The following is a 25,141-nucleotide window of genomic DNA, read 5'->3' on the forward strand; positions in this document are numbered from 1 at the left end:
CGGGGATTTTCAAAGACACTGGGATAAATCAGGCGAAACGTCTTGTACCTCTACATTGAGACACTCAAGCAGAGACTGGATGCGATCAACCAACTGCGTGTCGATCGCGCCCTGGCGGCCACCGGGCCGGTTTTCCAACAGGTCTACAGTCTGCTGCCGATCTTATTGCATTATCACCACCCTCTGATGCCCGGCTACCTTGAAGGCAGCGTTCCATGCGGCATTTGCCTGTTCACGCCTGATGAAAAGCAATCGCGTTATCTTGCTGATTTGGAAGAAAAAATCGGCAAACCGCTGGACAAGACCCCCCACGGCGAGTTGCCGGTCACCGCGCTGTACTCCATGGGCAGCACCTCCTCGATCGGCCAGAGCGACAGTTCAGACCTCGACATCTGGGTGTGCCACCAATCCTGGCTCGACCCGGAAGAGCGCCAGCGCCTGCAACAAAAATGCAGCCTGCTGGAGTCCTGGGCCGCCGATCTGGGCGTTGAAGTCAGCTTCTTCCTGATTGATGAGAACCGCTTCCGCCATAATGAGAGCGGCAGCCTGGGCGGCGAGGATTGTGGTTCTACCCAACATATTCTGTTGCTGGACGAGTTCTACCGCAGTGCGGTAAGGCTGGCCGGCAAACGTATTCTGTGGAACATGGTGCCGTGCGAGGAAGAGGGCAATTATGACGACTACGTCATGTCGCTCTATGCGCAGGGCGCGCTGACGCCAAATGAGTGGCTGGATCTCGGCGGCCTGAGCACGCTGTCAGCGGAGGAGTATTTCGGTGCCAGCTTGTGGCAGCTCTATAAAAGCATCGACTCGCCCTACAAGGCGGTGCTGAAAACCCTGCTGCTGGAAGCCTACTCCTGGGAATACCCGGACACCCAACTGCTGGCGATGGACATCAAGCGTCGCCTGCACGGCGGGGAGATTGTCTCCTTCGGGCTGGACGCCTACTGCATGATGCTGGACCGCGTGACCCGCTACCTGACGGCGATTGAGGATGAAACCCGCCTCGATCTGGTGCGCCGCTGCTTCTACCTGAAAGTGTGCGAAAAGCTGTCACAGGGGCGCGAGTGTGTGGGCTGGCGGCGTGAAATCCTGGTACAGCTGGTGCAGGAGTGGGGCTGGAGCAGCGAGAAGCTGGCGATCCTGGACAACCGCAACAACTGGAAAATCGGCCGGGTACGTGAGGCACACAACGAGTTGCTGGACGCGATGATGCAGAGCTACCGCAACCTGATCCGTTTCGCCCGCCGCAATAATTTAAGCGTCAGCGCCAGCCCGCAGGACATCGGCGTGCTGACCCGTAAACTCTACGCCGCCTTTGAGGCGCTGCCGGGCAAAGTGACGCTGGTGAACCCGCAGATTTCGCCGGACCTGTCAGAAAACGATCTGACCTTTATCCATGTCCCGGTGGGCCGGGCCAACCGCACTGGCTGGTATCTCTATAACCAGGCCCCGTCAATGGACGCCATCATCAGCCATCAGCCGCTGGAATATAACCGCTACCTGAACAAGCTGGTGGCCTGGGCCTATTTCAACGGGTTGCTGACGCCGCGCACCCGCCTGCATATTAAAGGCGGCAGCCTGTGTGACATCGCCAAATTGCAGGAACTGGTAGCGGATGTGTCGCACCATTTCCCGCTGCGCCTGCCGGCCCCGACGCCGAAAGCGCTCTACAGCCCGTGTGAGATCCGCCATCTGGCGATTATCGTGAACCTTGAGCACGACCCGACCGCGGCGTTCCGCAACCAGGTGGTGCATTTTGATTTCCGCAAACTCGACGTGTTCAGCTTTGGCCAGCAGCAGCAGTGCCTGGTGGGCAGCATTGACCTGCTCTACCGCAACTCCTGGAATGAGGTGCGGACGCTGCATTTCAGCGGTGAACAGGCGGTGCTGGAAGCGCTGAAAACCATCCTCGGCAAAATGCATCAGGACGCCGCCCCGCCGGAATCGGTGGAGGTCTTCTGCTACAGCCAGCACCTGCGCGGGCTTATCCGCACGCGCCTGCAACAACTGGTGTCCGAGTGCATTGAGCTGCGTCTCTCCAGTACCCGGCAGGAGCCGGGGCGCTTCAAGGCGGTGCGGGTGTCCGGCCAGACCTGGGGGCTGTTCTTTGAGCGTTTAAGCGTGTCGGTGCAGAAGCTGGAGAACGCGGTGGAGTTTTACGGCGCCATCTCCAACAACAAACTGCACGGCCTGTCGGTGAAGATGGAATCCGATCAGGTGCACCTGCCGGCGGTGGTGGATGGCTACGCCAGCGAAGGCATTATCCAGTTCTTCTTTGAAGACTCGCCGGACGACCGCGGCTTTAATATCTATATTCTGGATGAGTCGAACCGGATAGAGGTGTTCCACCATTGTGAAGGCAGCAAAGAGGAGCTGGTGAAAGATGTCAGCCGCTTCTACTCCTCCTCCCATGACCGCTTCACCTATGGCTCCAGCTTCATTAACTTCAATCTGCCGCAGTTTTACCAGATCGTGGTGCTTGAGGGGCGCAAGCAGGTGATCCCGTTCCGCAGCAAGGCGCTTACGGCGCTGAACCTGGCCGTCAACAACGACGCCTTGCCGCAATCACTGAAGCAGTTTTACCAGCTGCATTAATGCCTGACACCGCTCTGGAAAAGGGTCCGGCTTGCCGGGCCCTTTTTTATGGTGCGCCCGCCATCGCATTGCCGCGGCTCCGATGCAATTCCTATTGCTTTTCATGATCCACCTGCGATTATAGAGAGCTTGGACGCACGAAACACAGGCATCAATCGCATGAAAAAACAATTACGCTGGGCGCTGGCTGCGGTCGCGTTGCTGGGGCTTTCCGGCTGTGGTCTGAAAGGCCCGCTCTATTTCCCCCCGGCGGAAAAACCAAAGGTCTCTACCGCACCGTCCGACTCCGGTGACGTGCAGAAAAACCAACAATCAACGTCCGGTACGCAGAGCACCTCATCGTCTGCCGGTATGTAACAGGGTAGCCCAGGCAGGCGCGGCCTGTCAGGCACACCCGGCGTCCGGAATTCGCCGGCAGTAAGCGGAGTATGATATGCAGTTCTCCAAAATGCATGGGCTGGGCAACGACTTCATGGTTGTCGATGCCGTCACACAGAACGTCTATTTCTCGCCCGACCTGATCCGGCGGCTGGCCGATCGCCACACCGGTGTCGGCTTTGACCAGCTGTTAATCGTCGAACCGCCCTACGACCCGGAACTGGATTTTCATTACCGCATCTTTAATGCGGACGGCAGTGAAGTGGCCCAGTGCGGCAACGGCGCCCGCTGTTTTGCCCGCTTTGTGCGCCTGAAAGGGCTGACCAACAAACGCGACATCCGCGTCAGTACCCAGACCGGCCGCATGGTGCTGAGCGTCACGGAAAATGACGACGTCTGCGTCAACATGGGCGAGCCGAATTTCGAGCCGCAAGGCGTGCCGTTCCGCGCCGCCAAAGCAGAAAAAACCTATATCCTGCGCGCTGCGGAGAAAACTATCCTGTGCGGCGTGGTGTCGATGGGTAACCCGCACTGCGTGCTTCAGGTGGACGATGTGCTGACCGCTGACGTGGAAACCCTGGGGCCGGTGCTGGAAAGCCATGACCGCTTCCCGGAGCGGGTGAACGTCGGCTTTATGCAGGTGGTCAGCCGCGATCACATCAAACTGCGTGTGTTTGAGCGCGGCGCGGGGGAAACCCAGGCCTGCGGCAGCGGTGCCTGTGCGGCAGCGGCCGTCGGCATTTTGCAGGAGCTGCTCACCGAGAGCGTGCTGGTGGAGTTGCCGGGCGGCAACCTGAACATCCGCTGGAAAGGGCCGGGCCATCCGCTGTTTATGACCGGGCCGGCCACCCATGTTTATGACGGATTCATTCATTTATGAGCAATGCAGACGATCAGGCGACCGCCGTCGCTGACCTTAACGATGAGCGGGTGATGCACTATCTGCTGCAACATCCTGATTTCTTTATCCGCAATGCGCGCCGTGTGGAACAGATGCGCGTGCCGCACCCGGTGCGCGGGTCGGTGTCACTGGTGGAGTGGCAGCTTGGCCGCCAGCGCAACCAGATACGCCATCTGGAAGAGGAGATCACCCTGCTGATGGAACAGGCCACGGTGAATGAGTCACTGTTTGGCCGCCTGATCCAGCTCCAGGCCGATCTGGCCGGGGCGGAAAGTTTGCAGGACATGCTCGACAGGTTGCACCGCTGGGCGCGCAGCCTCGGGCTGGCGGGCGCGCATGTGCGCCTCTTCTCTGACAGCTGGAAGCTCGGCGCACCGTCGCACTTTACCCACCTCGGGCTGACACGTATGGCGTTCGATGCGTTCCGCATTCCGCGGATGGGCGAGGATAACCACTTCCTCGGCAGCCTGACCGGCCCGGAGTTGTTACTGCTGTTGCCGCAGGCGAAGCAGGTCGGTTCGGTTGCGCTGTCGCTGATGGGGGAGCAGGGCGAACTGGGGATGCTGATTTTCAGCAGCCGCGACCCGCACCACTATCACACCGGCATGGGCACCGTGATGCTTGACCAGCTGGCGCGTATGTTGCCCGGCCTGTTGGCGCGCTGGGTGGAACGCGCATGACCGTAAATGCGGGCGGCACCCGGTTTCCGGCACTCAGCGAACCGGTGGCGCACTTTCTGCGGTTCCTGAAAAACGAACGGCAGCTCAGCCCGCTGACCATTAAAAGTTACGGCCATGAACTTGAGGTGCTGGTGGAGATGGCCGCCAAAGCCGGGGTGCAGGCGTGGCCGCAGCTTGACCCGGCGCGCGTGCGGTCACTGGCCGCCAACAGCAAACGCAGCGGCCTGAAAGCCGCCAGCCTGGCGTTGCGGATGTCCGCGTTGCGCAGTTTCCTGGACTGGATGGTGAGCCAGGGCGCGTTACCGGCCAACCCTGCCAAAGGCATTTCCACACCGCGTGCGGCGCGCCATCTGCCGAAAAACATGGACGTGGACGAAGTCGATAAACTGCTCTCCATCGACATCAATGACCCGCTGGCGATCCGCGACCGGGCGATGCTGGAGATCATGTACGGTGCCGGGCTGCGTCTGGCAGAGACGGTAGGCATCGACTGCCGCCACGTTGACCGCGCCGGCGGTGAAGTGTGGGTGCTCGGCAAAGGCAGCAAAGAGCGTAAAGTGCCGATCGGCAGCACCGCGTTGCTGTGGCTGGAGAAGTGGCTGGCGCTGCGTGACCAGTTCGGCCCCTCGGATGACGCGCTGTTCCTGTCAAAACAGGGGAAACGCATCTCGGCGCGCAATGTGCAGAAACGCTTTGCCGAGTGGGGCATCAAACAGGGGGTGAACAGCCATATCCACCCGCATAAATTGCGCCACTCATTTGCCACGCATATGCTGGAGTCGAGCGGCGATCTGCGTGCGGTGCAGGAATTGCTCGGCCACGCCAACCTCTCCACCACCCAGATCTATACGCACCTCGACTTCCAGCATCTGGCATCGGTGTATGATGCCGCGCACCCGCGAGCCAAACGAGGAAAATCCTGATGATCGTCTACCGTCCGTTACAGACCCTTTCGGCCCTCACGTTCGATCTGGATGACACGTTGTATGACAACGCGCCGGTGATCCGCCGTACCGAGCTGGAGTCGATGAACTTCCTGCGCGGTTACCATCCGCTGCTGGCGGAAGTGGAATCCGGCCACTTCCAGCAGTTGCGCGCCGAATTGCGGCAACAGGACCCGGAAATCTACCATGACGTCACCCAATGGCGCTGGCGGGCGGTGCACCTGGGGCTGACCCGGCTGGGGCTGAGCGACGCAGAAGCCTCACAGGGCGCAGACGAGGCGATGGCGCACTTCGCCCAATGGCGCAGCCGCATTGAGGTGCCGCAGGAGACGCACGATACCCTGAAGGCGCTGGCGGCGCGCTGGCCGCTGGTGGCGGTCACCAACGGCAACGCCGACCCGGCAGCGTTCGGGCTGAGTGACTATTTTGAGTGTGTATTGCGATCCGGCCCGCACGGCCGCGCCAAACCCTATGAAGACATGTACCACCTGGCGGCGCGCCAGCTCAATCTGCCGCTGCATGAAATCCTGCATGTCGGCGATGACCTCACCACCGACGTGGCCGGATCGGTACGCTGCGGGATGCAATCCTGCTGGATTAACCTGCGCGAAGGCAATCTGATGAAAATCCGTGACGCGCGCTTATTGCCCCATATCGAGATTTCGCGGTTGGCTTCGCTGACAGCATTGTTATAATCCTCTGCGATTCTGTATATATCCCCAGTGAAATGCCCGGCATCCGGTTGCCCGGCGTTTTCTCCTTACCCAGACAGACGGTGCCTATGGACGTTTCTGACCTGCTCGACAGCCTGAATGATAAACAACGTGAAGCCGTGGCGGCGCCACGCAGCAACCTGTTGGTGTTGGCCGGCGCGGGCAGCGGCAAAACGCGGGTGCTGGTGCACCGCATCGCCTGGCTGCTCTCGGTGGAGAACTGCTCGCCCTATTCGATTATGGCGGTGACGTTCACCAACAAAGCAGCGGCTGAGATGCGCCACCGCATCGAGCACCTGATCGGCACCAGCCAGGGCGGGATGTGGATCGGCACCTTCCACGGGCTGGCGCACCGCCTGCTGCGTGCGCACCACCTGGATGCCCGGCTGCCGCAGGATTTCCAGATCCTCGACAGCGAAGACCAGCTGCGCCTGCTCAAGCGCCTGATCAAGGCGATGAACCTGGATGAGAAGCAGTGGCCGGCGCGCCAGGCGATGTGGTACATCAACGGCAAAAAAGATGACGGCCTGCGCCCGCAGCATATCGAGAGCTACGGCAACCCGGTGGAGCAGACCTGGCTGCGCGTCTACCAGGCGTATCAGGAAGCGTGTGACCGCGCCGGGCTGGTGGATTTCGCCGAGCTGCTGCTGCGCGCCCACGAGCTGTGGCTCAACAAACCGCACATCCTTAACCATTACCGCGAGCGTTTCACCAATATTCTGGTAGATGAGTTCCAGGACACCAACAGCATCCAGTACGCCTGGATCCGCCTGCTGGCCGGGGACCAGGCCAATGTGATGATCGTCGGCGATGATGACCAGTCGATTTACGGCTGGCGCGGCGCGCAGGTGGAGAACATCCAGCGCTTCCTGAAAGATTTCCCGAAGGCGGAAACTATCCGCCTGGAGCAGAATTACCGCTCCACCAGCAATATCCTGACCGCGGCCAACACCCTGATCGCCAACAACAACGGGCGGATGGGCAAAAACCTCTGGACGGAGGACGCCGAGGGCGAGCGCATCTCGATCTACTGCGCGTTCAACGAACTGGACGAAGCGCGCTTCGTGGTGAACCGCATCAAAACCTGGCAGGAAACCGGTAACGCCCTGAATGATTGCGCGATCCTCTACCGCAGCAACGCCCAGTCACGCGTGCTGGAAGAGGCGCTGTTACAGGTGTCGATGCCGTACCGCATCTATGGCGGGATGCGCTTCTTCGAACGGCAGGAGATCAAGGATTCGCTGGCTTACCTGCGCCTTATCGCCAACCGCAATGACGACGCTGCTTTTGAGCGCGTGGTCAATACACCGACCCGCGGCATCGGTGACCGCACCATTGACGTGGTGCGCCAGACGGCGCGTGAGCGCCAGCTGACACTGTGGCAATCGACCCGCGCCCTGTTGCAGGAGAAGGCGCTGGCGGGCCGGGCGGCCTCGGCACTGCAACGCTTTACCGAACTGGTGGACGCGCTGGCGCATGACACCAGCGAGATGCCGTTGCATGTGCAGACTGACCGGGTAATCAAGGATTCCGGCCTGTGGATGATGTACGAGCAGGAGAAGGGCGAAAAAGGCCAGGCGCGTATCGAGAACCTTGAGGAGCTGGTGAACGCCACACGCCAGTACAGCTATCAGGATGAAGATGAAGACCTGATGCCGTTGCAGGCGTTCCTCTCCCATGCCGCGCTGGAAGCGGGCGAAGGGCAGGCGGACGCCTACCAGGATGCCGTGCAGCTGATGACGCTGCACTCGGCGAAAGGGCTGGAGTTTAAACAGGTGTTTATCGTCGGGATGGAAGAGGGCATGTTCCCGAGCCAGATGGCGCTGGACGAAGGCGGGCGGCTCGAAGAGGAGCGGCGGCTGGCCTACGTCGGCGTGACGCGTGCGATGCAGAAACTCACGCTGACCTACGCCGAAACCCGCCGCCTGTACGGCAAAGAGGTATTCCACCGGCCCTCACGGTTCATCGCGGAACTGCCGGAAACCTGCATCGAAGAGGTACGGCTGCGCGCCAGCGTCTCACGCCCGGTCAACACCCGCCGCATGGGCGCGCCGGTGGTGGAAAATGACAGCGGCTACAGCCTCGGCCAGCGTGTGCGCCACCCGAAATTTGGTGAAGGCACCATTATCAATCTGGAAGGCAGCGGCGACCACAGCCGCTTGCAGATTGCCTTCAACGGCGAGGGCATCAAGTGGCTGGTGGCCGCTTATGCCCGGCTCGAAACGGTGTAATCCCTGCCCGGCCGGACGCCCGCAGTGAGGCGGCGCCCGGCCCCTCCCTGACGCCCGGCGGGCGGTGATTGTTTGTTGCACATTAACTGTCGGGCGGCGGTTGACAGTCTTTTTCGTCTCAGCGTAACATGCGCGCACTATTCTTAATGAGGATCTTCGCCTTGGACACACCCAGTAGATACTGGCTCAATAACCTGTTCATAAGGTGCAACTTCTAAGGCTATCCTCCTTGCTGATAGCCTTCGTGGTTGTCAGCGACCCTCCTATTGTGTCGCCCTGAGTCAGAGCCTATCGCGGTCTGAAACACGCCGGTGTTACACACCCTTTTGGTTTCTGTGATCCATTGCGTTGCCTCTTTTTGTCGTCACAAGGGAGCAATCGCCTATGCTGAGCGCATTCAAATTAGATAACAGCCGCTTATCCCGTTTAGAGTTGGATGACGCAGACGATCTCACCACCTCGCTGTGGGTAGATCTGATCGAACCCGACGTGGATGAACGCGAAAAAGTACAGACGGAGCTGGGCCAGAGCCTCGCCACCCGCCCGGAACTGGATGACATCGAAGCCTCTGCGCGCTTCTTTGAAGACGAAGACGGCCTGCATATCCACTCCTTCTTCTATTTCGAAGATGCGGAAGATCACGGTGGTAACTCCACCGTGGCCTTTACCATCCGGGACGGCCGCCTCTATACCCTGCGCGAACGCGAACTGCCGGCTTTCCGCCTTTACCGGATGCGCGCCCGCAACCAGATGCTGATTGACGGCAATGCCTACGAGCTGCTGCTGGATCTGTTTGAAACCAAAATCGAACAGCTGGCCGATGAGATCGAAAACATCTACAGCGATCTGGAAAAACTGAGCCGGGTGATCATGGAAGGCCAGCAGGGCGACGAATATGACGCGGCGCTCTCAACGCTGGCGGAGCTGGAGGACGTTGGCTGGAAAGTGCGCCTCTGCCTGATGGATACCCAACGGGCGCTCAACTTCCTGGTGCGCAAGGCGCGGCTGCCGAACGGCCAGCTGGAGCAGGCGCGTGAAGTGCTGCGTGACATCGAATCCCTGTTGCCGCACAACGAATCCCTGTTCCAGAAGGTGAACTTCCTGATGCAGGCGGCGATGGGCTTTATCAACATTGAGCAGAACCGCATCATCAAAATCTTCTCGGTGGTCTCCGTGGTATTCCTGCCGCCAACGCTGGTGGCGTCCAGTTACGGCATGAACTTCGAATTTATGCCGGAGTTGCAGTGGTCATTCGGTTACCCTGCCGCGATCGGCCTGATGATCCTGGCCGGTCTGGCCCCTTACCTCTATTTCAAGCGCAAAAACTGGCTGTAATCGCCGGTTCGCTCCCCGCTTCGCGGGGAGCCGTTTGCCCCCCTTCTGTGATTTCCCGCACACATCGTCCCCTTTTCTGCCTGATCCGGCGTACACTACTGTTTTGATTGTTAATGAAATGTAGAAATACACATGCAGATAAAAAGGATGTCGCCCATCAGCCAATGGGCACTGCTGTTGGTGTTGTCTGGGATCGTCGGCTTTGGTTTGCAGGCCTGTCATCTGCCGGCGGCGCTGTTGCTCGGGCCGATGATCGTCGGGGTAATGATGGGATTAATGGGCGCGTCGATCCGTGTGCCGCCGCGCTGTTTCACCCTTTCACAAGGCATCCTGGGCTGCATGATTGCCCAGAGCCTGTCACCCGGTATTCTTACGCCGCTGCTGGAGGACTGGCCGATGGTGGTGGCGGTGCTGCTCGGTACTTTGCTGGCGAGCGGCCTCTCCGGCTGGTTGCTGGTGCGCTTCAGCGCGCTGCCGGGGCCGACCGGGGCCTGGGGATCGTCACCCGGCGGGGCGTCGGCAATGGTGGCGATGGCCGGGGATTTCGGCGCGGATGTGCGGCTGGTGGCCTTTATGCAATACCTGCGGGTGCTGTTTGTCGCTACGGCGGCGGCGCTGGTGGCGCGCATCGGGCTGGGGGACGACGCAGGCAGCCAGGCCGTGGCGCAGGTGTGGTTTCCGGCGCTGGACGGGCGTTTCATCGGCACCCTGGCGATCGCGCTGGTGGGTATTCTGCTCGCGCCACGGCTGCGGATCCCCTCCGGCGCGCTGCTGGTACCGGCCATCCTCGGCGCGGTGGTGCACTCCGGCGGCCTGATGACGCTGCAAATCCCGGAATGGTTATTGGCGGCAGCCTATGCGCTGATCGGCTGGACGGTGGGGTTGCGCTTCACGCGCGATATCGTGCTGCTGGCACTGCGCACCCTGCCGCAGATGCTGGCGTCGATTTTTGGCCTGATGCTGGTGTGCGGGGCGATGGCCTGGGGGCTGACCCAGGTGCTGCCGGTGGATCTGATGTCGGCGTACCTCGCCACCAGCCCCGGTGGGCTGGACACGGTCGCGATCATTGCCGCAGGCACGAAAGTGGATATGTCATTTGTGATGGCGATGCAGACGCTGCGGCTGGTCACCATCCTGGTCACCGGCCCGGCGATGGCGCGTTTTATTTCGCGCCATGCCGGTAAGCCGCCGTCCGGCATGCGTTAGCGCGGTTTGCGTGTGCTGTAGAGCGCGTCCAGCGTAAACAGCAGCAGGCCGCCCCAGATAAAGGCAAAGGTCACCAGTTTGTCATTGCCGATGGTTTCACCGTAGAACGTCACCGCCAGCACAAACATCAGCGTCGGGCCGAGGTACTGGAAAAAGCCCAGCGTGGAGAGACGCAGGCGGGTGGCCGCGGCGGTGAAAAACAGCAGCGGGATGGTGGTGACAATCCCGGCCGCCACCAGCAGCAGGTTCAGCGTCATGGGGTTGGCCGTCAGGTGGCTGGTCGGCGTATCGGCAATAAAAAACAGGTAAATCACCGCCGCCGGCAACAGCCACAATGTCTCAATCAGCATCCCGGTTTGCGCATCAATGCCGATCTTTTTGCGCAGCAGGCCATACAGCGCAAAGCTGAACGCCAGCCCCAGCGCAATCACCGGCAGTGAGCCGAACTGCCAGAGCTGTACCAGCACGCCGCACACCGCCATCGCTACCGCCAGCCATTGCAAACGGCGGAAGCGCTCTCCCAAAAACAGCATCCCAAGCAGCACATTCACCAGCGGGTTGATAAAGTAGCCGAGGCTGGCCTCCAGAATGTGATGGTTATTCACCGCCCAGATAAACAGCAGCCAGTTGCTGCCCACCAGCAGGGCCGTCACGGCGAGCAGCAGCAGCCGTTTCGGCTGGTGCACAATGGCGCGCACCTTGTCCCAGTTGCGGCTGACCGAGAGAAGGATCAGCATAAAGAAGAAAGACCAGACCACGCGGTGGGTCAGGATTTCGCCGGGCGGCACCTGCTCGAGCAGCTTGAAATAGGCAGGGGCGATGCCCCAGATAAAATAGGCGGCAAGGGCAAAGAAAATGCCGTGCCGGGTCTGTTTAGCATCCATGTGTTTGGCCTGAAAGAAAAAGAGGGCTCAGTGTACTGAGGTTGCCGGGCCTTTGCCCGGCCTGTTTGCACATCCGTGCGGGTTAGCCCACCAGATAGGTGGCGGTGGCGCTGGCGATATGCAGCCCGGCGTCGTTATGCAGCTCTGCCCGTGCAACCGCGACTTTATTCCCGGCACGCAGCAGGCTGCTGGTGGTAATGAAGTGGTCACCACGCCCCGGCCGCAGGTAATCCACCCGCAGATCGATGGTGCCCATTTTGGCCATGCGTTCGCGCAGCGTTTGTTCGGTGAGTTCGTCATGGCGCAGCAGGGCGCTGCCGACACACGCCAGCCCGGCGGCCACATCCAGCACGGAGGCGATCACCCCGCCGTGCAAAATCCGCTGCGCGGCGTTGCCGACCAGCCGGGTCTGATGCGTAAAGGTCAGTTCAACGTGCTGTTCATCGAACGCGGCCAGCTCCAGGCCCAGCTCACGGTTGAACGGCATATCGTAGACAAAGATTGCGCCAATCAGCCGGCGGGCGGCATCCTGGGAAAGTAACGTGGCAGACATACATCTCCTTGTGGGAAAACATACCCTGTGGGAAAACAGGCGGGCAAGCGCCGTTATGTTAATTTAATGTGGATTCTATGCTTCTCATTTGTTGCTTTCCAGCCGCGCGCCGATAATTCGAAACACCACTAATCGCTGGTCGTATTTGTGTGTAAAATGGCCTCCCTTCGGGGTGAGCCTATTTATTTTTTTCAGAGTGATTGGAGGGGTTATGCGCAGTTATTGGGGGATCGGTATGGTGTTGCTGGCAGCACCGGCTCTGGTTCAGGCAGAAGAAGCCACCGTTAAAGAAATTCATGATTACCCCACAGTGCGTGGCAGCGTCATCGCCAGTATGTTGCAGGAACATGATAACCCTTTTACCCTGTATCCTTACGAAACGAACTATCTGTTGTATACCTACTCAGATAAGATAAATACCAAGGCCATCCAGTCCTATGACTGGGCCGACAACACGAAAAAAGATGAGGTGGAGTTCCAGCTGAGCCTGGGCTTCCCGATCTGGCGCGGCATCCTGGGGGACAACTCCCTGCTGGCGGCGTCTTATACCCAGCATTCGTTCTGGCAGCTCTCCAACCGGGGCGAGTCGTCACCGTTCCGTGAAACCAACTATGAGCCGCAGGTCTTCGTCGGCTGGGCCACAGATTACAGCTTCGCCGGCTGGACATTGCGCGAAGTGGAAACCGGGTTTAACCACGACTCCAACGGCCGCTCTGACCCGACGTCCCGCAGCTGGAACCGCCTCTATATGCGGTTTATGGCGCAGCACGGCAACTGGCAGGTGGACCTCAAACCCTGGTATCGCCTCCCGGAGAGCGACGCCAACGACGATAACCCGGACATCACCAAATACATGGGCTATTACCGCCTGAAAGTCGGCTATGCCTGGGGTGACAGCGTCTTCAGCATCAACGGCCGCTATAACTGGAACACCGGCTACGGCGGCGCAGAGGCGGGGTGGAGCTATCCTATCACCCGCCATGTCCGCTTCTACACGAAGGTCTTCAGCGGCTACGGCGAATCGCTGATCGACTACAACTATAAGCAGACGCGTATTGGTGTCGGTGTCATGCTCAACGACATTATGTAACTGCGCTGTTTGTGCATCATCACCGGCGGGGCCATTGCCCGCCGGTTCGTAAAAATTGGGGAAACGAGTGTCTACGGCGGCAGTAATCAATAAAGCGTTGCTGGCCGAGCAGGTGTTACACGACACCTTCGGCTACCAGCAATTCCGTCCGGGTCAGCAAACCATCATTAACACCGCGCTTGAAGGGCGCGACTGTCTGGTGGTGATGCCCACCGGTGGCGGCAAATCCCTGTGTTACCAAATCCCTGCCCTGGTTATGGATGGCCTGACGCTGGTGGTCTCACCGCTGATCTCCCTGATGAAAGACCAGGTTGACCAGCTGCTGGCCAACGGTGTGGCCGCGGCATGCCTGAATTCCAGCCAGACCCGCGAGCAGCAGCACGAGGTGCTGGCAGCCTGCCGCAGCGGCCAGATCAAGATGCTCTACATCGCGCCGGAACGGCTGATGATGGACAACTTCCTCGACCAGTTGCCGCAACTTAACCCGGCGATGCTGGCGGTTGACGAAGCACACTGTATTTCCCAATGGGGCCATGATTTCCGCCCTGAGTACCGTGCGCTTGGGCAACTGAAATCCCGCTTCCCCGATCTGCCGGTGATCGCCCTCACGGCCACCGCCGACGACGCCACGCGCAATGACATCGTGCGTGGGCTGGCGCTGCATGACCCGCTGGTTGAGATCAGCAGCTTTGACCGGCCGAACATCCGCTACACCCTGGTGGAAAAGTACAAACCGCTCGACCAGCTCTGGCGCTTCGTGCAGGACCAGCGCGGCAAATGCGGCATCATTTACTGCGGCAGCCGGGCGAAAGTGGAAGACACCACCGCACGGTTGCAGGCGCGCGGCCTGAGTGTCGGCGCGTACCATGCCGGGCTGGAGAGTGAGCAGCGCGCCCGGGTGCAGGACGCCTTCCAGCGTGATGATTTGCAGGTGGTGGTGGCGACCGTGGCGTTCGGCATGGGCATCAACAAACCCAACGTGCGTTTCGTGGTGCACTTTGACATCCCGCGCACCATCGAGGCCTATTATCAGGAAACCGGGCGCGCCGGGCGTGACGGCCTGCCCGCCGAGGCGATTTTGCTGTATGACCCGGCCGACATGGCCTGGTTACGCCGTTGCCTGGAGGAGAAACCCGCCGGGCCGCAGCAGGACGTGGAACGCCACAAACTCAATGCGATGGGGGCCTTTGCGGAAGCGCAGACCTGCCGCCGCCTGGTGTTGCTGAACTACTTCGGCGAAGGGCGGCAGACGCCGTGCGGCAACTGCGACATCTGCCTTGATCCGCCGAAACGTTACGACGGGCTGCTGGACGCGCAGAAAGCGCTCTCCGCGGTGGCGCGGGTCGGCCAGCGGTTCGGCATCGGCTATGTGGTGGAAGTGCTGCGCGGCGCGAATAACCTGCGTATCCGTGACAACGGCCACGATAAGCTGTCGGTGTATGGCCTGGGCCGCGACCAGACCACCGAGCACTGGGTCAGCGTGTTCCGCCAGCTGATCCACCTCGGGATGATAAGCCAGAACATCGCCATGCATTCGGCGCTGCAACTCACCGAGGCGGCGCGGCCGGTGCTGCGCGGTGACGCGCCGCTGCAACTGGCGGTGCCGCGTATCCAGGCACCGAAAACGCGCAGCGGCAGTACCCCCAAAAGCTACGGCGGCAATTACGACCGCAAGCTGTTCGCCAAATTGCGTAAATTGCGCAAATCTATTGCCGATGAGGCGAACGTGCCGCCCTATGTGGTCTTCAATGACGCCACCCTGCTGGAGATGGCGGAACAGATGCCGACTTCGCCGGGCGAGCTGCTCAGCGTCAACGGCGTCGGCCAGCGCAAACTGGAGCGCTTCGGCACGCCGTTCCTCAGCATGATCCGTGACCATCTCGACAACGACGACGACTGATTGACCCGCTCCCTGAAAACATAACCTGATGTGATGGCAACTTAACCGGCCATCACATACTATTCTGGTTTCCTCCCTTTTCTTGTGAGCGTCCTGCTGATGTTAATCCTGTTTTTGACTGTGGCTTTGGTGCATCTGGTGGCCCTGATCAGTCCCGGCCCTGACTTCTTTTTTGTGTCCCAGACCGCCGTCAGCCGATCGCGCCGTGAGGCGATGATGGGCGTGATCGGCATTTCGCTGGGGATTGTGGTCTGGGCAGGCGTGGCGTTGATGGGCCTGCACCTGCTGCTGGAAAAAATGGCCTGGCTGCATCAGGTGATCATGGTCGGCGGCGGCCTCTACCTGCTGTGGATGGGCTGGCAATTGCTGCGCTCCGCCAGGGCCAAACAGGCGGCTCCTACCGATGAGGCCCCGAAGGTGGAGCTGCCGGCGCGCGGCCGTACCTTTATGCGCGGCTTCCTGACCAACCTCTCCAACCCGAAAGCGGTGATCTACTTCGGCAGCGTGTTTTCCCTGTTTGTCGGGGATGATGTCGGCAGCGCCGAGCGCTGGGGGCTGTTTGTCTTGATCGTGACGGAAACCTTTGCCTGGTTCTCCATCGTCGCGATGGTGTTCGCCCTGCCGGTGATGCGCCGCGGCTATCAGCGGCTGGCGAAATGGATTGATGGGGTGGCGGGGGTGTTGTTTGCCGGGTTTGGGATTCATTTGATTATTTCGCGGTGAGGGCTGGATTGGTGGCATGTTTCGGTTGTTCAGCATTGCACTCTGCCTGAGCCGCCGCGCCTCAACCGAGCAGGGCGCGCCAGTGCGCTCGCCCTGCACCCGCGCACTTTCGGTGCCCCGGCTGAATCATTGCCCGCGTAGCGGGTGCCTTCGCTTCACCTCCGGGCTTTTCGGGCCGCCGCAGACACGCTCCCGGCGTGGCTGCGACTCTCGCACACGTCGTGTGTGCTCGCCCGGCCCTGCGGCTCACTCAGCAATGATTTTTACGCCCCCACCAGAATTGCCTTTTTGTTGATATGTAAGGAAAAGGTAGTTGGGGGGTGGCGTGTTGTATGTTTGCCCGGCGCTGCGGCTCCATTCGGCAATGATTTTTACGCCTCTACCAGACTGCCTTTTTGTTGGTATGTAAGGAGAAGGTAGGCGGTAGGTGTGTTAAGTGCTCACCCAGCTTGGCGATAAAACAACGCGATAAAAAAGGGCAGCCTCTTGGCTGCCCTTTTGCGTGAGGGGTTTTTACACCCGTCTGGCGGTGGCCAGCAGGGCGCCGACCAGCATAAACAGTGAGCCGAAAATGCGGTTCAGCAGCGTCATCTGTTTCGGCGCTTTTACCCAGTTGGCCAGGCGGCGGGCGAGCATGGCGTAGCCAATCATCACGATGATATCCACCACCACGGTCGTCACGCCGAGGATCACATACTGTATCGCCTGCGGCTGGTGCGGCACGATAAATTGCGGGAACAACGCCGCGAGGAACACGATGCTTTTCGGGTTGGTGAGGTTCACCAGCAACGCGCGGCGGAACAGCTGGCGGCGCGGCATACTGCCTGCCAGCGCGTGCAGGTCTACCGCCCCGGCGGCGCGCCATTGCTGGATGCCGAGCCAGATCAGGTAGGCGGCACCCAGCCACTTCAGCAACTCAAACGCCAGCAGCGACTGCGAAATCAACGCGCCCAGCCCGATCCCCACCAGCACGATGTGCAGGCCCAGGCCCAGCTGCAACCCGGCGATAGAGGCCACCGCGCCGCGGTAACCGTGGCTGAGGCTGGTACTCATGGTATTAATGGCACCTGAACCAGGCGACAGGCTGAGAATAACGGTTGTCAGAAGGTAGGTTAACCACCAATCCAAGGTCATGGGCAAGGCTCCCTGATTACATTGTTTTGTGCCACAATACGCTATTGTCAGGGGTTGCGCTACGGCCTCACCGCGCGCGTATTTTGCTGCATCACAGGGCTACGGACAGACGCGATGTCACATATTTATGATAGCTGGCTCACCCGGGAATTAGGCTTCGCCGCTTTCTCCACCGGGCCGCTGCTGGATTTCTGGCGCGGCAGGCAGGAAGGCGAATTCATGGGCGTCAATAACGTGGCGATCCGCTACGTCCGCTTTTGCCGTCCTGGCCATGACAAAGTGATCGTGGTGTCACCGGGGCGCATTGAAAGTTACATGAAATACCCGGAGGTGGCTTATGATCTGTTCCACTGCGGCTATGACGTGATGATCCTTGACCACCGCGGGCAGGGGCGATCCGGCCGGGTGCTGGAAGACAGCCACCGCGGCCATGTGCATCTGTTTGATGATTACGTGGAGGATTTCGCCACCTTCTGCCGGGACGTGGTCGCACCGGCCGGTTACCGCCATCACTATGCGCTGGCGCACTCCATGGGCGGCGCGATCCTCGCGCTCTACCTGGCGCGCCGCCGGGCTGCCGGTGTGCCGCCCCCGTTTGATGCTGCCGCCCTGTGCGCCCCGATGACCGGCATTTTCCTGCCGATGCCGGGGTGGATGGCACGCCGCATCCTGAACTGGGCGGAGAGCAAACCGGCGCGGCGTGATTTCTACGCCATCGGCACCGGCCACTGGCAGCCATTACCGTTTCTGGTGAACCGCTTAACCCACAGCCGTGAGCGCTACCGGCGCGCCGTGCGCTACTACGCGGACTATCCTGAATTGCAGGTAGGCGGCCCGACGTACCATTGGGTGCGTGAAGGGGTACAGGCGGGCGAACAAATTCTGGCAGAGGCCAAACATATTGATACGCCGCTGCTGCTGTTGCAGGCCAGTGAAGACCGGGTGGTGGATAACCGCTCGCAGTGGCTCTTTTGTCAGGCGATGGCGAAAGCGGGGCGCCCGTGTGAAGGGGGCAAGCCGTTGGTCATTAAAGGCGCACGCCATGAGATCCTGTTCGAACGGGACGACCTGCGCGCGCAGGCGCTGAACGCCATCATGCGCTTTTATGCGCAACATCCTCAATCCGGCGGCGAGGGCTGCCCTTAACACCATCAGAGGTTAGAACGTATTCCTATGTACCATGTTGTCGCATCCGATTTAGACGGCACGCTGCTGTCGCCCGACCATACCCTGACACCCTATGCCAAAGAGACGCTGAAACTGCTGACCCGTCAGGGCATCCATTTTGTTTTCGCCACCGGCCGCCACCATGTGGACGTCGGGCAGATCCGGGATAACCTCGAGATCAGCGCCTTTATGATCACCTCCAACGGTGCGCGTGTGCACAATACCGAAGGGGAGCTGATTTTCTCGCATAACCTCGACGGTGAGATCGCCCGCGATCTCTACGGGATCGTCCATGACAATCCGAAGATCCTGACCAACGTCTACCGCAATGACGACTGGTTTATGAACCGTGACCGCCCGGACCAGGATGAGTTCTTCCAGGAATCCGTGTTCAAATACACCCTGTTTGAGCCGACGCTGCTGGAAACCGACGGCATCTGCAAGGTCTACTTCACTTGTGAAGACCATGACGAGCTGCTGCAACTGGAAGAGACGATCAACGCGCGCTGGGGCGAGCGGGTCAACGTCAGCTTCTCCTTCCCGACCTGCCTGGAAGTGATGGCGGGCGGCGTCTCCAAAGGCCATGCGCTGGAGCAGGTGGCGGCACTGGCGGGTTACTCGCTGGCGGACTGTATCGCCTTTGGTGACGGCATGAACGATTTCGAAATGCTTTCGGTCGCCGGGAAGGGCTGCGTGATGCGTGACGCGCACCAGCGCCTGAAAGATCGCCTGCCGCACCTGGAAGTGATTGGGTCGAACGTGGATGATGCGGTGCCGCATTACCTGCGCAAAATGTACCTGTCCGACCCGGCGTAACGGCCGGGCACACGGGATAAACGGGCACCGGGTGCCCGTTAACGCTTAGGCCAGGCCGAGGTGCGCCCAGAGGTCGGCCAGGCTTATCTGTGCCAGCGCCATGCATTCGTCGGCCGCGCCGTAGTAAATCATCAATTGCTGATCCTCAATCAGTGCGCCGCAGGTAAACACCACGTTGCCGAAAAAGCCCTCCACCTCATAGTCTGCCTCCGGCTGTAACAGCGGTGTGGCCGATTTCGCCAGAATCTCCAGTGGGTTGGTTTTCTCCAACAGCATCACGCCGAGGCAATAGCGCTGTTGCTGATCCACGCCGTGGTAAACCTGCAACCAGCCGCGATCGGTCTCCAGCATCGGCGCGCCGCCGCCGATTTTCAGCGCGTCCCATTCGCCGGTGGCGCTGCCCAGCAGGTGCCGGTGGTTGCCCCAGTGCAGCATGTCCGGTGATTCACTCAGCCAGATCTCCGGTTTACCGAAATATTTGGGCGATGGGCGGGTCAGCGCCTGGAATTTGCCGTTGATACGCGCCGGGAAGAAACAGACGTCGCGGTTATCCGGGCAGAGGATAATCCCCCTTTTTTCCACCTGGTTGAAATCGTCAGTGACGGCCAGCGCAGTAGCAATCCCATAGGGCGACACCGCGGAATAGTTGATGTAATAGCGCCCGTCAATCAGGGTAATCCGCGCATCTTCACAGCCAAACTGCTCATATTCGTTATCCGGGAAAATAAACGGCGCGTCATCAAGGGTGAATTCTACGCCGTCACGGCTGCGGGCCAGCCGTAAGTGGGAAAGTGACGTCAGATAAACATCACTGGGATCGGCCTTCCGTGTAATGGCTCTCGGGTCGCTGAAATCATAACGCGGGTCGTGGCGGTGGAAGGTTTTGGTGCGCGGCCGCCAGGTGCCGTCTTCCTTCACCAGCAGCGGCACAATCAGCTCATCCGGGTCAGCGGAGATGACGCTCTCCGCCACCCGTAACAGCAGGATGATCTCGTCGCCCCAGCGGGTCACCCCGGCGTTAAACACGCACTCCACTTTCATGCCCGGCTGGGAGGGCGTGACGTCGCGCGGGGTAATCAGTGGGTTAGCAGGACTGCGGACTATTTTCATGGTTTCCCTTCTTAATCAGAACGTGATTTTTTTCGAGGTCGCGGCTGTCATCACCAAATAAAACAGGCAGGCCGTTGCCAAACAGCGGATTGGGGCGCGGGGCACCAAAGTTGATCAGGATATGCAGGGTCTCTTGCGCATTTTTCCGGGTGATCAGCAAACAATCGCCTTGCTGCTCAAGCTGCTGGTACGCGCCGTTTTGCAGGGCAGCGTGGCAGTTACGGAGCTGAATCAATTGTTTGTACTGGTTCAGAATCGAATCCGGCTGCCGGCGCAGTGCGCGGGCGTTGACGGTGGCCGCATTGCGGTGCACCGGCAGCCAGGGGGGCACCGCGGAGAACCCGGCGTGTGGGCTGTCGTCCCACTGCATCGGTGCGCGTGAGGCATCGCGTGACTGCGTCATCGCCAGTGCCAGCGCCGCCGGGTGGGATTCCCCTGCCGCGCGGGCGGTGTGGTAGTGCGTAATGCCCTGGATATCCTGCAACTGCTCCAGGCATTCCGGTACAAAATCGGTGAGGCCCAGTTCATCGCCGTTATAGATAAACGGCACGCCTTTGGCGGTGATTTGCAGTGCAAACAGCGCCACGGCGCGGGCCACATCGCGCGCGTTCTCGCCAAAGCGGCTGATCATGCGTGACATGTCATGGCTGGAGAAAAACAGCGTCGGCACACCCGGTTGCCGGGCCTCCATCTCCACCAATTGCTGATAGATCGCACTGACGCTGAAGGTTTTCTGGCTGCCGAGGTTGAAGTTGAACACCACATCCAGCAGTGCCTCGCCCTGATAACGGCAGAGGGTCTCCAGATCCTCACTGCCGACTTCGCCAATCAAAAACGCCTCGCTGCGCTGCCGGATGTAACGGCACAGGTGCGTGAGCACCGGGATGAGCCCCGGCTGATTGATGTCATGCTCGTGGCGCTGCGTGCTGCCGTCCCAGGGGTTGTCAGCGCCGATGCCGTCAGTGGTGAGGAAATTGATCACATCAAAGCGGAAACCGTCCACCCCTTGCGCCAGCCAGAAGTCGATCACCCGCTCGATCTCCCGGCAGACCTGCGGATTGCCCCAGTTCAGGTCAACCTGCTGCGGGGAGAACTTGTGGTAGTAGTACTCGCCGGTAGGGGATTCGCGCGTCCAGGCCGGGCCGCCAAAGAAGCTCTGCCAGTTGTTCGGTTGTGGCCGGAAGAGAAAGTAATCCCGGCAGGGGCTGTCGGGGGCGTTCAGCGCCTGCTGAAACCACGGGTGGGCGCTGGAGACGTGGTTAATCACCAGATCAATAATCACCCGGATATTGCGCTGCCGGCAGCCCGTGACCAGCTCACCGAACAGCGCCAGGTTGCCGACACGCGGGTCAACGCCGCAATAGTCAGAGATGTCATAGCCGTTATCCACCCGCGGCGAGGGGTAAAACGGCGTGATCCAGATGCCCGCAATCCCCAGTTCCGCCAGGTAGTCGAGTTTACTCAGCAGGCCGTGGAAATCGCCCAGCCCATCTGCATTGCCATCGCAAAACGAGGGCAGATACACCTGGTAAAACACCCCTTTGCGCCACCACGCCACCGGCTCACCCATCGCGCGCTCCTTATTTCAGGGAAAGTGACATCCCTTCCAGGAAATGTTTCCTGAAAAGGATAAACAGAATAAAAATCGGGAAGGTCTGCACCACGGAACCGGCCATCACCGGGCCGAGATAAATACCGTAGGATTTATTAAAGGTGGCCAGTAATACCGACAGCGGCATTTTTTGCGCGTCCTGCATCACAATCAACGGCCAGAGGAAATTGTCCCAGGCGGCGGTAAAGGTAAATAACGCCACAATCGCCAGGATCGATTTATTCAGCGGCACCATGATGTGCCGCAGGATTTTCCACAGCGAGGCGTGATCCAGCCTGGCGGCGTAAATATAATCATTCGGTGTGCCTTTAAAACTCTGGGACACCATGAAAATGCCCCAGGCGCTCATCACAAACGGCAGGATCAGCGCCCCGTAACTGTTTATCAGCCCCAGTTCGCGGATCAACACAAAATGCGGGATGATAAACATAAAGGCCGGGAACACCATTTGCAGAATCAGCAGGTTTTTAAACGCGGCCTGCCCGCGGAAGGTCATTTTCGCCAGCGCATAGCCGATGAGCGCGGAGCTGGCCGTCACGCAGCCGGTAATGGTCAGGGTAATAAACAGCGAATTAAGCAGGGTGCGTAAAAAAGGCTTTTCCGCTTTCCCGGCGTCATCAAATAAGAACCGGTAATTATCAAAAGAGAAATGGCCGCCGAACAGGGGGGTGGTATAAATCTCTGTGGTCTCTTTCAGTGAGGAGAAAAACATCCAGAGATAGGGGTAGAGCCAGGTCAGCGCCAATAACAGCATCAGGCCATGGATAATCACTGAGGTAAAGGTGTCTCTTTTCATGGTCATACTATCTCAATGTTTTTTTCCAGCAGCTTGCGCACCAGCCAGATCAGGCTGAAGCTGAACGCGGCGACGAAGATGGACATGGTGGCCGCCCAGCCCGGTTGCATACGCCGGAACGCCGCTTCATACATCACCACCATCGGCGTGGTGGTGCTGTCCAGCGGGCCGCCGCCGGTGATCAGATAGGGTTCGGTAAACAGGGCAAAGGCCACTGAAATTGCCAGCACCAGCACCATCACGATTTGCGCATTCATCAGCGGCAACGTCAGGCGGAATAGCCGTTTAACCGGGCGGGTCTGGTCAAGGGCAGCGGCGTCATAGATCTCTTTGGGAATGGCGAGCAGGCCGGAATAAAAAATCAGCCCGTAATACCCGACAAATTTCCAGGTCACGATCAGGGCAATGGAGATCATCGCGACATCGGGCGCGGTAAACCACGGCACATTGAGGCCGAAATGCGCTTGTAAAAAGAGATTGATTGGGCCGTATTCACTGAACAGCTTGGAAAAGACAATCGAGTACGCCACCCCGGATGACACATTGGCAAGCAGAAAACTCAACGCAATAAACGCCTTGCCATAGTTAAGTTTGCTGAGGCCGAACGCAAATAACAGCGAGGCGGAAAGCACGATCGGCAGGTAATAGAGCAAGAACAGAAACACGTTCTTCATCGCTTTCCAGAACAGCGGGTCATGCAGCACCGCCAGGCAATTTTTCAGCCCGCTAAAGGTCGGCAGACCGATAAATTGCCAGTCGGTAAAGCTTAATATTCCCAGCCAGAGAAAAGGGTAGAGCCAGAATACCAGCGTATACCCGAGATAGGTGGAAGCCAGCAGGCCGCCTAATGAAGACTCTTTTATCGTCAGCTTGAACATAGGTTATTTACCCAGGGCGTGGTTAATCTCGTCTGCTGATGTCTGCAATGCCTGCGCCGGGGAGCGGTTCTCAAATATCGTGCGCTCGATCATTTGGGTCATGCTGCGCTGGACGTCAATAGTCCGGGTGGTGGCCGCCGGTGGGGTGGCGCGGTTGACGTAAGAGATAATCTCTTTGGCCAGCGGGTTATTTTCCAGGTAAGCGGAAAACAACGGGTTGGTCAGCAAGTCTTCCCGCGCCGGCGGCATATTGGTGGCTTCCAGCCATTTCACATCATATTTCGGGTTGGAATAAACCCATTGGATAAATTTCCAGGCCTCTTCTTTTTTATCGGAACTGTTAAATAACACCAGCCCTTTGCTGTCGGCCATCGTCGCCGGGGCAGCGTGACCGGCGGCAGTCAGCATGGGGCCGATGCGGATAGTCGCTAATATCGCCGGGTATTGTTCGCGGTAGCGGGTAATATCCCACGGGCCGCGCACCGCGCCAATCACATCCCCGGTCACCAGCGGGTCATCCGCCGAGGTGAAATCGTAACTCGACCATTTATTCAGGAACATTTTCTGGATAAAAGTTAATACCTCCAGCCCGGCCGGATTATTAAATACTGCGCGGTCGTTATTCAGGTAGGGTTTATTGCCGGACGCCGCATAATAGAGCGGAACGAAATCAAACCAGCGATCCCACCAGTTTTTCCCGGCCGTCACCTGCATGGAATAACGGCCGCCCGCCGCCACATTCTTTTCTGACAGCGCATAGACCTCTTCGTAGGTCACCGGCACCCGGCCAATGCCCCTTTTTTCCAGCAGATCGCCGCGCCACCAATACACTATCGGGCTGACGTAAATCGGGATGACATAATTTTCGCCGTTGATTTCCCACGCCTGGGTGAAGGGTTTCATTTTCCGCGTGTCCACCAGCGCGTCATAACCTTCCAGGGTGGAGAGGTTGGTAAGCTGGCCCAACTCCGCCAGTTGGGTGGCAAAGCCGATGAAAATGTTGGTGGAAATATCCGGTTCTGTGCCGGAGGCCAGCGCGTTCATGATCGCTTCTTCCGAACTGCCGGCCACCGGGATGGCGGTGAATTCAATTTTTGGGTTACCCGGAATGGCGTTCCAGTCACGGATAATGCCGCCCCAGAAGGTTTCCTGGGTAATATTGGGGGCGACCCACATTTTCAGGGTTGAGGTTTCTTTTTCTTCTTCCGGCCCACAGCCGCTGAGTAATAGCGTTGAGCCGGTAAATATAACCGGCAATAATAATTTGGCTAGCATATATTCACCATTTAAATAATTATTCGGCAGTCATCCGTGTTATTTATTTCAGGCAAGCTCGAAGTCTTTTTTAACGCTAGCATGTGGGGTTCGCGGTTTAACGTTAAACCTGTCACAGATTTCATTTTGTTTATCGTTAAACTCCCTGCCTGACGGGAAAGGCGTGTTATGCATACATTTCGCGAATTAATCGCATAAGGTGCGGCGTGGTTTTTAT

Annotated in this window: 22 protein-coding genes; 14 read left to right on the forward strand and 8 right to left on the reverse strand. The window is 59.3% G+C overall.

Going from position 1 to position 25,141, the window contains the following annotated elements:
• Window positions 1-42: 42 nt before the first annotated feature.
• The 9 genes from JK232_RS19265 (at window position 43) to JK232_RS19305 (ending at window position 10,986) form a co-directional block, all read left to right on the forward strand.
• A complete protein-coding gene (locus JK232_RS19265; RefSeq protein ID WP_101828925.1) occupies window positions 43-2,598 on the forward strand; it encodes a class I adenylate cyclase in 2,556 nt (851 codons plus the stop codon).
• A gap of 159 nt (window positions 2,599-2,757) precedes the next feature.
• Window positions 2,758-2,955, forward strand: a complete 198-nt coding sequence (gene lptM / locus JK232_RS19270; RefSeq protein ID WP_072931302.1) for an LPS translocon maturation chaperone LptM — start codon at window positions 2,758-2,760, stop codon at window positions 2,953-2,955.
• Window positions 2,956-3,031: 76 nt separating this feature from the next.
• Entirely contained in the window at window positions 3,032-3,856 is an 825-nt protein-coding gene (gene dapF, locus JK232_RS19275; protein WP_072931305.1) for a diaminopimelate epimerase, read from the forward strand.
• Complete coding sequence (locus JK232_RS19280) at window positions 3,853-4,557, forward strand: DUF484 domain-containing protein (RefSeq protein ID WP_072931307.1); 705 nt, start codon at window positions 3,853-3,855, stop codon at window positions 4,555-4,557. The genes dapF and JK232_RS19280 overlap by 4 nt, the downstream gene beginning before the upstream one ends.
• Window positions 4,554-5,480: a tyrosine recombinase XerC gene (xerC, locus tag JK232_RS19285; protein ID WP_101828926.1), complete on the forward strand. Its 927-nt coding sequence runs from the start codon at window positions 4,554-4,556 to the stop codon at window positions 5,478-5,480. Before JK232_RS19280 ends, xerC begins: the two co-directional genes overlap by 4 nt.
• Window positions 5,480-6,196, forward strand: coding sequence for a 5-amino-6-(5-phospho-D-ribitylamino)uracil phosphatase YigB (gene yigB / locus JK232_RS19290; RefSeq protein WP_072931311.1), 717 nt, complete (start codon window positions 5,480-5,482; stop codon window positions 6,194-6,196). Before xerC ends, yigB begins: the two co-directional genes overlap by 1 nt.
• An 86-nt stretch (window positions 6,197-6,282) precedes the next feature.
• Window positions 6,283-8,445 carry a DNA helicase II gene (gene uvrD, locus JK232_RS19295; RefSeq protein ID WP_072931313.1) on the forward strand — a complete coding sequence of 721 codons (2,163 nt, stop codon included), beginning with the start codon at window positions 6,283-6,285 and terminating at the stop codon, window positions 8,443-8,445.
• Between the two features lie 384 nt (window positions 8,446-8,829).
• On the forward strand, window positions 8,830-9,780 hold the full coding sequence (gene corA, locus JK232_RS19300) for a magnesium/cobalt transporter CorA (RefSeq protein ID WP_072931315.1): 951 nt from the start codon (window positions 8,830-8,832) through the stop codon (window positions 9,778-9,780).
• 132 nt (window positions 9,781-9,912) lie between these two features.
• A complete protein-coding gene (locus JK232_RS19305; protein WP_246538727.1) occupies window positions 9,913-10,986 on the forward strand; it encodes an AbrB family transcriptional regulator in 1,074 nt (357 codons plus the stop codon).
• Here JK232_RS19305 and rarD read toward each other — a convergent pair.
• Together rarD and JK232_RS19315 are read right to left on the reverse strand one after the other, a co-directional pair.
• Window positions 10,983-11,870 (reverse strand): EamA family transporter RarD, encoded by an 888-nt coding sequence (rarD, locus tag JK232_RS19310; protein ID WP_072931317.1) that lies wholly within the window; start codon window positions 11,868-11,870, stop codon window positions 10,983-10,985. The two genes, JK232_RS19305 and rarD, sit on opposite strands and share 4 nt — an antisense overlap.
• An 82-nt stretch (window positions 11,871-11,952) precedes the next feature.
• Window positions 11,953-12,423, reverse strand: a complete 471-nt coding sequence (locus JK232_RS19315; RefSeq protein ID WP_072931320.1) for a thioesterase family protein — start codon at window positions 12,421-12,423, stop codon at window positions 11,953-11,955.
• Window positions 12,424-12,634: 211 nt separating this feature from the next.
• On the opposite strand from JK232_RS19315, the gene pldA reads away from it, so the two are divergent.
• The 3 genes from pldA (at window position 12,635) to rhtC (ending at window position 16,136) form a co-directional block, all read left to right on the forward strand.
• Entirely contained in the window at window positions 12,635-13,513 is an 879-nt protein-coding gene (pldA, locus tag JK232_RS19320) for a phospholipase A (RefSeq protein WP_072931322.1), read from the forward strand.
• Between the two features lie 67 nt (window positions 13,514-13,580).
• On the forward strand, window positions 13,581-15,413 hold the full coding sequence (gene recQ / locus JK232_RS19325) for an ATP-dependent DNA helicase RecQ (protein WP_101828927.1): 1,833 nt from the start codon (window positions 13,581-13,583) through the stop codon (window positions 15,411-15,413).
• Window positions 15,414-15,512: 99 nt separating this feature from the next.
• Window positions 15,513-16,136 (forward strand): threonine export protein RhtC, encoded by a 624-nt coding sequence (rhtC, locus tag JK232_RS19330; RefSeq protein WP_072931448.1) that lies wholly within the window; start codon window positions 15,513-15,515, stop codon window positions 16,134-16,136.
• 513 nt (window positions 16,137-16,649) lie between these two features.
• Here rhtC and rhtB read toward each other — a convergent pair.
• Window positions 16,650-17,270, reverse strand: a complete 621-nt coding sequence (rhtB, locus tag JK232_RS19335; RefSeq protein WP_101858063.1) for a homoserine/homoserine lactone efflux protein — start codon at window positions 17,268-17,270, stop codon at window positions 16,650-16,652.
• A gap of 114 nt (window positions 17,271-17,384) precedes the next feature.
• Here rhtB and pldB point away from each other — a divergent pair, with 114 nt between their 5' ends.
• Together pldB and yigL are read left to right on the forward strand one after the other, a co-directional pair.
• A complete protein-coding gene (pldB, locus tag JK232_RS19340) occupies window positions 17,385-18,416 on the forward strand; it encodes a lysophospholipase L2 (protein ID WP_101828928.1) in 1,032 nt (343 codons plus the stop codon).
• A gap of 27 nt (window positions 18,417-18,443) precedes the next feature.
• Window positions 18,444-19,253, forward strand: a complete 810-nt coding sequence (gene yigL / locus JK232_RS19345; RefSeq protein WP_072931337.1) for a sugar/pyridoxal phosphate phosphatase YigL — start codon at window positions 18,444-18,446, stop codon at window positions 19,251-19,253.
• 45 nt (window positions 19,254-19,298) lie between these two features.
• Here the strand turns inward: yigL and JK232_RS19350 are convergent, their stop codons facing one another.
• Genes JK232_RS19350 through JK232_RS19370 form a run of 5 tightly spaced genes read right to left on the reverse strand, consistent with a single transcriptional unit; the run spans window position 19,299 to window position 24,924 of the window.
• Window positions 19,299-20,357 carry a glycoside hydrolase family 130 protein gene (locus JK232_RS19350; RefSeq protein ID WP_212589608.1) on the reverse strand — a complete coding sequence of 353 codons (1,059 nt, stop codon included), beginning with the start codon at window positions 20,355-20,357 and terminating at the stop codon, window positions 19,299-19,301.
• Window positions 20,338-21,933: an alpha-amylase family glycosyl hydrolase gene (locus JK232_RS19355; protein WP_072931344.1), complete on the reverse strand. Its 1,596-nt coding sequence runs from the start codon at window positions 21,931-21,933 to the stop codon at window positions 20,338-20,340. The genes JK232_RS19350 and JK232_RS19355 overlap by 20 nt, the downstream gene beginning before the upstream one ends.
• Before the next feature lie 10 nt (window positions 21,934-21,943).
• Entirely contained in the window at window positions 21,944-22,771 is an 828-nt protein-coding gene (locus JK232_RS19360) for a carbohydrate ABC transporter permease (protein WP_212589609.1), read from the reverse strand.
• Window positions 22,772-22,773: 2 nt separating this feature from the next.
• Entirely contained in the window at window positions 22,774-23,649 is an 876-nt protein-coding gene (locus JK232_RS19365) for a carbohydrate ABC transporter permease (protein WP_072931347.1), read from the reverse strand.
• Between the two features lie 3 nt (window positions 23,650-23,652).
• Window positions 23,653-24,924, reverse strand: a complete 1,272-nt coding sequence (locus JK232_RS19370; protein ID WP_246538733.1) for an extracellular solute-binding protein — start codon at window positions 24,922-24,924, stop codon at window positions 23,653-23,655.
• Window positions 24,925-25,141 lie beyond the last annotated feature (217 nt).

It is taken from the genome of Nissabacter archeti (assembly GCF_018257325.1).
Lineage (GTDB): Bacteria > Pseudomonadota > Gammaproteobacteria > Enterobacterales > Enterobacteriaceae > Chimaeribacter > Chimaeribacter arupi.